Annotated in this window: 9 protein-coding genes; 4 read left to right on the plus strand and 5 right to left on the minus strand. The window is 69.3% G+C overall.

Annotated features, from left to right (window positions below):
• Positions 1-32: 32 nt before the first annotated feature.
• A complete protein-coding gene (locus ACWDUD_RS24965; protein ID WP_231611186.1) occupies positions 33-635 on the minus strand; it encodes a hypothetical protein in 603 nt (200 codons plus the stop codon).
• Between the two features lie 896 nt (positions 636-1531).
• Between ACWDUD_RS24965 and ACWDUD_RS24970 the strand changes: the two genes are divergently transcribed.
• Together ACWDUD_RS24970 and ACWDUD_RS24975 are read left to right on the plus strand one after the other, a co-directional pair.
• Positions 1532-2227: a hypothetical protein gene (locus tag ACWDUD_RS24970; RefSeq protein ID WP_450111035.1), complete on the plus strand. Its 696-nt coding sequence runs from the start codon at positions 1532-1534 to the stop codon at positions 2225-2227.
• Entirely contained in the window at positions 2224-2769 is a 546-nt protein-coding gene (locus tag ACWDUD_RS24975) for a twin-arginine translocation pathway signal (protein ID WP_450111036.1), read from the plus strand. The genes ACWDUD_RS24970 and ACWDUD_RS24975 overlap by 4 nt, the downstream gene beginning before the upstream one ends.
• 9 nt (positions 2770-2778) lie before the next feature.
• Here ACWDUD_RS24975 and ACWDUD_RS24980 read toward each other — a convergent pair whose 3' ends face one another.
• Positions 2779-3156 carry a VOC family protein gene (locus ACWDUD_RS24980; protein WP_450111037.1) on the minus strand — a complete coding sequence of 126 codons (378 nt, stop codon included), beginning with the start codon at positions 3154-3156 and terminating at the stop codon, positions 2779-2781.
• Positions 3157-3225: 69 nt separating this feature from the next.
• Entirely contained in the window at positions 3226-4146 is a 921-nt protein-coding gene (locus ACWDUD_RS24985; protein WP_197254638.1) for a hydrogen peroxide-inducible genes activator, read from the minus strand.
• An 83-nt stretch (positions 4147-4229) separates the two neighbouring features.
• On the opposite strand from ACWDUD_RS24985, the gene ACWDUD_RS24990 reads away from it, so the two are divergent.
• Entirely contained in the window at positions 4230-4919 is a 690-nt protein-coding gene (locus ACWDUD_RS24990; RefSeq protein WP_450111038.1) for a PhzF family phenazine biosynthesis protein, read from the plus strand.
• On the opposite strand, the gene ACWDUD_RS24995 is transcribed toward ACWDUD_RS24990, so the two are convergent.
• Positions 4899-5588 (minus strand): hypothetical protein, encoded by a 690-nt coding sequence (locus ACWDUD_RS24995; protein WP_248674755.1) that lies wholly within the window; start codon positions 5586-5588, stop codon positions 4899-4901. The two genes, ACWDUD_RS24990 and ACWDUD_RS24995, sit on opposite strands and share 21 nt — an antisense overlap.
• Positions 5589-5701: 113 nt before the next feature.
• Here ACWDUD_RS24995 and ACWDUD_RS25000 point away from each other — a divergent pair, with 113 nt between their 5' ends.
• Positions 5702-5965 (plus strand): hypothetical protein, encoded by a 264-nt coding sequence (locus ACWDUD_RS25000; protein ID WP_197254644.1) that lies wholly within the window; start codon positions 5702-5704, stop codon positions 5963-5965.
• A 20-nt stretch (positions 5966-5985) separates the two neighbouring features.
• Here ACWDUD_RS25000 and ACWDUD_RS25005 read toward each other — a convergent pair whose 3' ends face one another.
• Complete coding sequence (locus ACWDUD_RS25005; protein ID WP_450111041.1) at positions 5986-7179, minus strand: aminotransferase family protein; 1194 nt, start codon at positions 7177-7179, stop codon at positions 5986-5988.
• Positions 7180-7478 lie beyond the last annotated feature (299 nt).

Raw genomic sequence — 7478 nt, forward strand, 5'->3', positions numbered from 1 at the left:
GAGATGGTCGAGGCGACGGCGGCGGGCGGGAATCACCCGGCGGGCAGAAGGTCCGATCGCACGCGAGGCCGCGACAGCCGTCCGGTGCAGAACGTCTCGGCGGCGGCCACGTCGGTTGCGCTCGCGCCTGCCGCGACGAGCGCCTGGGCCTTGAACGCCCTCGCAGCCAGACTCAGGCGGTGCTGCACGAGCCGCACCTCGCTGTCGAGCTCGGGCGGAATGCGATCGCCCCACAGCGTCACTTCCGTGGGGTGGTGCCCCAGAGCGGCGTGGACCCCGTCCCGGACCCGGGTGTCCGAGCTGTACAGGTCCGCCTCGACGGCGACGGTGTGCGGGTACAACCCTTTGCGGCGAGTCGTCAGGACGGATTCGAGATCACCCGTGCCCACCCCCAGGATCCGCAACGGGCGCGGATCCGATGCATCCTGAACGAAGACCGTGACGTTCCATCCGGCCATGACGCGATCGAACAGCCAACCGCCGGCGAACCGGACGACGTCCGCAGTGTTCAGCGCGACGACGTCGAGGCGGTATCGAGAGTCGACGGTTCCGGATTCCCCTGACGACCCGTTCTCTCCCGACCCCTCGCCCCCCGAGCCCTTCCGGTGAGCCGTGTCGAACTGCCGAGCTGTCATGGAAGTTCCTTTCTGCCTGACGAGACCGAATTACCGTGACGACCGAACGGTCCGACGCCTGCCGACAGACGCAGCGCACTCCATCGACCTCGGTGTCCCGGGTACTTCCGAACTGCATCCCCGCCGGTCCTCGGCGACACGCGCACCCCCGTGCGCGTCGCACGACAACGGTGTGGCACGGCAACCCCCTGCGGACCGAGAACCTAGTAAACACACAGTAGGTTGGTTTGACAGATGTGACAAGGGTCTCATTCGAGACTGTTTCGGCACCTCGTCACGCCCGCGGCCGAGCCGACCCGGTCGCATACCAGGCCGGCTCCCGGGCAAGGTTGAAGCTCCAACCATAGCCCGCAACAACGCTTTACGAGCGTTCGAAAGCGGCAACGATGCCCATCGCCGGCGCAGCGCGGACAGACCGGAACTCGACCACCCTCCGCCCGGCGGCACATCGGCCACTGCGCGGGCCGGTTCGCAGAGGGACCATGTCCGGACGGTCGCCCACTCGTTCGACACCGACGTCCCACGAATAGAACTACAGCAGTGACACTTTCGACACGCACCCACAGCCGAATGACGGAACCGGGCGGGCGGTCGCATCTCGGTCACCGAGATTCATGCCCGATCACGTTGCTGTCCAATAATATTCGCGTATCGGTGCGCGTTCCGGTATCCGATGGGACCGTCCCCGACTGTGGCACATCACAGCACGAGTGCGATTCCCCGTGCGTTCCGGATCATTTCGTGCTGACATGTGGGATGTCGGCGAGACACATCCCTGGGGCCGGACGTTGACGCCGACCCCGAGAATGCGGAAGCGTACAGGCGGAACGCCCGTGCCGAGCCGAGGATCGCACGATGCTCGAAGCGAGCCCGGTACTCGAGCCAAGGAGGTACACATGCCGGACCGCGCGCCGTCGTCGACCGACGCCGAGTCCCTGCTCCTCGCCGCCGAGGAAGCCGAAGCCGAAGCGGTCGCAGCCGAAGCTCGCGCTCGCGCCGCGCGCCTTCGTCGGCAGGCGCGCACGGCCGGTTCGGACGACTCCGGCGAAGGGACCGAGGCTGTATCGACCGAAGCTGTATCGACCGACGCTGGGTGCACAGGATCCGGCGGCCGCCGACGGACTCTCGCGGCCGTGGCCGCGAGCGCGGTGATCTGCACGGCCGTCGTGGCCTGCGCCTACATGCTCCGGCATCACGCCGGGGCGAGCGATCGAGACCGCCGCGCGGCGGAGTTCGAGGCAGCGGCACGGCAGGGTGTCGTCACCCTGACCACGCTCGATTTCGACAACGCCGACGCCGATGTTCAGCGGGTCCTCGACAACTCGACCGGTGAGTTCCACGACGACTTCCGGAACCGGGCCCAGGACTTCGTCGACGTCATCGAGCAGTCGAATGTCGCGACCGAGGGCACGGTCGACGCGGCCGCGGTGGAGTCGATGACCGACGACTCCGCGGTCGTGCTGGTCGCCGCGACCTCGAAGGTGACCAACGCGGCCGGTGCCGATCAGGAGCCGCGGGTGTGGCGGCTCAGCGTGACCGTCATCCGTGACGGTGATCGGCTGAAGATGTCGAAAGTGGAGTTCGTGCCGTGAACAACGACTTCGAGGATCCTTCCGCCGCCCGCGCGAGCACCCCGGCCGGGACGCTGCGGCGGCTCGTCTCCGGACGGACGGTGCTGCCGCTTCTCGCGATCGTGTCCGTCGCGGTCGCGTCGGGGCTGTACGTCGGCCTGTACCGGACGGATGCCCGCACCGGCGACGACGTGGCGCGCGCGGCGCTCGATGCTGCCACCGCCGGATCGGAGGCACTGCTGTCCTACTCTCCGGAGACGATCGACGCGGATCTCGAGACCGCCAAGTCGTATCTGACCGGGGACTTCCTCGCGTACTACACGGATTTCACCGATCGGGTCGTCGCGCCGGCCGCGCGCGAGAAGTCGGTGACCGCGACCGCCTCGGTGGTGCGAGCGGCGGTCTCGGACCTGCAGGCGGATGCGGCCACCGTGCTGGTCTTCACGAATCAGGTGACCACCAGCGCCGACAGGCCCGACCCGACGGCGATGTCGAGCAGCGTGCTCGTGTCGCTGACCGAGGTCGACGGCAGGTGGCTCATCTCCGCGTTCGATCCGGTGTGACCGGTCTGCTCATCCGGTGACGACGAGGCAGAACACATGGCCACCCGGGTCGCGGTAGGTGCGGAACGTCGGGCTCGGATTCGGTCCGATCACGCGGACCGCGCCGTGCTGCAGCGCCCAGCGTTCCGCGGCCTCGAGGTCGGTGACCTGCAGGTCGAGGTGGGCACGCAGGGGTACGGTCTCGGCGGGCCAACTCGGCGGGACGTGTCCGGGTGCCCGCTGGAACGCCAGTCCCCCTCCGGCCGGTGCCCGCAGCTGAACCCAGTCGTCGTCGGTGGCGTCGGAATCGAGTTCCCAGCCCAGCAGCGCGGCGTAGAACGCGGCCAGACCGCGCGGGTCGGGAGTGTCGAGCACGAACACCTGCAGACCGATCTCGGGGCGTGACATGCCGCCATGGTGCTCCCCCGCGCCGCCGGACCGCAGCTGTTCGGCAGAAGGGAGCGCTCCGGCGCCTCGCTACCGGACCCCCTCCGGGGCAACCTCCCGAAGCACATCGGCGAGCGCGCGATAGTCCTCGGCGCGCCCGCTCGACGAACGGAACACGAGGCCGATCGTGCGGCCCGGAACCGGTTCGGCGAACCGCGCGACCGCGAGATCGCCGGTGGCGCACTCGACCGCGACCGACGACGCCGGAATGAGCGTGACGCCGAGTCCGCCGGCGACGCAGCGCACGACCGTGGCGAGCGAGGTCGCCCGGGTGTCGCCGGAGAGCGGATGCGCGTCCACGGAGCGGCACAGGTCCAGAGTCTGGTCCCGAAGGCAGTGCCCCTCGTCGAGGAGCAGCAGCGGGAGTTCGTCGAGCACGGTCAGCGGTACGTCGTCCCGACCGGCGAGCGCGTGGTCCGGGGGGACGACGAGCACGAAGTCCTCGGCGTAGAGCGGTATCTCGATCAGGCCGGTCGATCCGGACGGTAGCGCGAGCACCGCGACGTCGAGGGTCCCGGCGCGCAGCGACTCGAGCAGCCGGGCCGTCTGGTCCTCGATGACGTGCAACGACAGCGACGGCATGCGGGTCCGCAGTTCGGGCAGCAGCGTCGGCAGCACGTAGGGCGCCACGGTGGGAATCAGGCCGAGACGCAGTGGTCCGGTCAGCGGATCGGTGACGCCCGCGGCAGCGGCGACGAACCCGTCGGCCGCGTCGACGATGGCCTTGGCCTGGCTCAGGAGGCGCGCACCGTCCGGAGTCACCAGCACGCGGCGGGTGCTGCGTTCGATCAACTGCACGCCGAGACCGGATTCCAGGGCCGCGAGACCCTGGGACAGCGTCGGCTGGCTCACGTGCAGGCGGGCAGCCGCCGTCCCGAAGTGACGGTGGGTCGCAACCGCGACGAAGGCACGGAGCTGCGACAGGGTCGGCTGATACTGCTGATCGGACACGCCTATGAGTATATCCCGACCGATAGATTTCCCTTTAGACTTGGTCGCGACGAACGAATACACCGGGGGTTACTGTTTCCTCCATGACGATTCAGGTCGGCGTCGTCCGGGTCTTCACCGACGACCGCGGAGAACACGGCAACCCACTCGGCATCGTGCTCGACCAGGACGTCGACGCCGCCGACCGCCAGCGGATCGCGGCCGAACTCGGCTACAGCGAGACGATCTTCGTCCGACCGCCCGGACCCGGCGGGACGCGCGCCCAGGCCCGAATCTTCACTCCCGCGAAGGAACTTCCGTTCGCCGGTCACCCCACGGTCGGATTGTCCTGGTGGCTCCGCGATCGCGGAACCCCGATCGACACCCTCGAGGTCCCGGCCGGGCCGGTCGCGGTGCGCTACGACGGGGATGTCACCTGGGTGGGTGCGCGTGCGGACTGGGCACCGCCGTTCGTACTCGATCAGCGGCCGGCCCCAGAAGACGTGGACCGGTGCAGCTCCGGCGACTTCGCCGATGCAGCCGAGTGGTACGTGTGGGCCTGGACCGGGGAAACGGCCGGAACCGTCCGGGCGCGGATGTTCGCACCCGCGTTCGGCATTCCCGAGGACGAGGCGACCGGAGCCGCCGCGGTCCGGCTCACCGCCCACCTCGGCCGGGACCTCGACATCACCCAGGGACGCGGATCGCGGATCCGGACGGGCTGGCTGTCGGACGGGCGCGTCGAGGTCGGCGGTCGCGTCGAACGCTGCGAGTCACGCTCCCTCGCCCGCTGACCGCCGCCCGGCCGCGAGATCCTCCTCGCTGAGGAGGACCTCGATTTCCCTCCCGAACTCGACTCCGGGTGCCAGCGGAAGGCGGTCCCCGCTCCAGAACCGACCCGGGTCGTACCAGTTGCTGCCCCGCCGCCGCTGTTCGAGCAGCCCCATCTCCTCCATCGTCATACCGACGACCTCGGCGCAGTAGGCGCTCTCGATGCCCACGTCCGACGGCTTCCGGAGCCGCGGCAGGCGACCGGCGAACCAGCGGCCCGTCAGTTTCGCGGTGGACGGGAACGGCGTGCCGTCGAGCCGCGCGATCGACCGCAGCAACTGGTCCTCCTGCTCCGGGCTGATCTGCGTGGAGATCTGCCGGAGCCAGCCCCGCTGCCCGTACCGGGCGCTCCACACCTGCACCGCACCGCGCAGATCGTGCAACTGCACGCCGCGCTGGTGCCGGCCGGTCCACATGTCGGGCAGGCTCTTTCCGAGCTCGGCGTGCCACATCAGCGGCGGCAGGTCATCGAGGACGACCGCCATCCCGACGTGATTGACCGGCGCGTTCGTCAACGCCTGGATCGCACGGTCGGCTCCGCTGCTGCCCCGGAAGATCCACAGGTCACCGGTGCGTGTGATCGCCACCGCCTCGTCGAGCGTGATCCGGGATCGTGTCGCGCTGTGCTCCATGCCCGACAGCCTTCCATGCCACGGTGACCGGCTCCCGCGACCGGTCCGGCCGGGGTGGCCGGGTAGGCGGGTGGGCCGGACGACAGACATCGTCGTCCCTTAGGGTCGGGGCCATGGCACTTCGGGGCAGGCAGTGGTGGAAGCTGGTCGGACTGGCCGGTGTGGTCGGCGTCGCGGCGACCGGCGCGGTCGCGGTGCGTGCCGAACGCAAGCGGCGGGGTTACACGCCGGACGAGGTGCGCTCGGTGCTGCACGAGCGGTATGCGCAGGCGACGGCCGCGCACGACTCCGCGGGCGAGGTACCGCTGACGGAGATTCCGGCGACACCGGTCACCCGGCTGCGCCGGGCACTGCGCCGGCTGCTTCGCCGCCGCTGACGGATCGGCCCTGGGGCAGGTCAGCCGAGTGCGACCGCGAATCCGTCGACGAGATCCTGGACCTGCTCGTCGGTCATGACGAACGCCGGCGAGATCTGCATCGCACCCTGACCCGCCGCGCGACCCGAAATACCTTGTGCGCGCAGCGCCTTCACGAATCCCGGCGCCTCGGTCGGGTCGGCGAGCTGAACCGCGGCGACCGCACCGAGACCGCTGCGGATCTCCGCCACGCGGGGGTGATCCGCGAGCGGTGCGAGCTTGGTGTGCAATGTGGTCTCGAGCCGCGCGGCCTCGTCGAGCAGCCCTTCGTTCTCGAGGATGTCGAGGTTCGCCAGGGCCGCCGCGGCCGACCCCGCGTGTCCGCCGTAGGTGTAGCCGTGGCGCCACCACACCCCACCGGCGAAGAACGGCTCGGCCACCCGCGGAGCGACGAACACGGCGCCCATCGGCAGGTAGCCGGACGTCAGACCCTTTGCGGTGGTCATGATGTCGGGCTGCAGATCGAACCGTGACGACGCGAACCACGATCCACCGATGCGGCCGAATCCGGTGACCACCTCGTCGACGACGAACAGGATGTCGTGGTCGCGGCAGATGTCACGGATCTCGGTGAGGTAGCCCTCCGGCGGCAGGTACACCCCACCGGCGCCGATGATCGGTTCGGCGAAGAACGCGGCGATCGTGTCCGCACCGACGGACTCGATGAGCTCGAGCAGCGCCTTCGCGTCGTCCCACGGCACCGTCGCGGTGTCGTCCCACAACTGCCCGTAGCCCTCGCCGTTGACGGGGATCCCGGCCAGCGACGTGCCACCGATGTGCATGCCGTGATACGCCTTCTGCCGTCCGACGAGCAGCGTCTTGGTGGACCGGCCCATCTCCTGCCAGTAGCGGCGGGCCAGTTTCGCGGCGGTGTCGATCGAATCGGAGCCGCCGGAGGTGAAGAAGATCTTGCTGTCCGGGACGGGCGCGATCGCGGAGAGTCGTTCGGCGAGCGCGACCGTCGGCTCGAGCGCGAGATCCCCGAAGTTCGAGTAGTGCGCGACCTTTGCGAGCTGCGCGGCCACGGCCTCGCCGATCTCGGTGCGGCCGTGCCCGATGTTCGCGAACCACAGGCCCGCGGTCGCGTCCAGGTAGCGGGTGCCGGCGTCGTCCCAGATGTAGGCGCCCTCACCGCGAGCGACGACGAACGCTCCGTCGCGTTCGATCGCGCCCATGTCGGCAAATCCGTGCCACAACGCGCCCACGATCCACTCCTGTCCACGTCCGTTCGGTGCCCGTCGGCCATCGTACGTACCGGCAAACGATTCTGGCGCGCGGGACATGCGTGCGCCACGCTGGAACACATGACCGGATTCCGGTTCTCCGTCAACGTACTCGGCATCGAGTCCCCGGAAGCGTCTACGTAAATCTGATACTTTCTGCCACTGGCGTGGCAGGCGGTGAAGATCCACGTCCCTCACGGCTACCCACCACACCATCGTGCGATGTTGCGGGCTCGACCGTGTCCCACACC

The organism is Rhodococcus sp. NPDC003382 (genome assembly GCF_053589135.1).

Coding starts and splice junctions, on each gene's coding strand:
- ACWDUD_RS24980 (WP_450111037.1), bottom strand. CDS start 3,156: ATGTCACGCCCCGAGATCGGTCTGCAGGTGTTCGTGCTCGACACTCCC.
- ACWDUD_RS24995 (WP_248674755.1), bottom strand. CDS start 5,588: ATGGAGCACAGCGCGACACGATCCCGGATCACGCTCGACGAGGCGGTG.
- ACWDUD_RS24970 (WP_450111035.1), top strand. CDS start 1,532: ATGCCGGACCGCGCGCCGTCGTCGACCGACGCCGAGTCCCTGCTCCTC.
- ACWDUD_RS24990 (WP_450111038.1), top strand. CDS start 4,230: ATGACGATTCAGGTCGGCGTCGTCCGGGTCTTCACCGACGACCGCGGA.
- ACWDUD_RS25005 (WP_450111041.1), bottom strand. CDS start 7,179: ATGGGCGCGATCGAACGCGACGGAGCGTTCGTCGTCGCTCGCGGTGAG.
- ACWDUD_RS24965 (WP_231611186.1), bottom strand. CDS start 635: ATGACAGCTCGGCAGTTCGACACGGCTCACCGGAAGGGCTCGGGGGGC.
- ACWDUD_RS25000 (WP_197254644.1), top strand. CDS start 5,702: ATGGCACTTCGGGGCAGGCAGTGGTGGAAGCTGGTCGGACTGGCCGGT.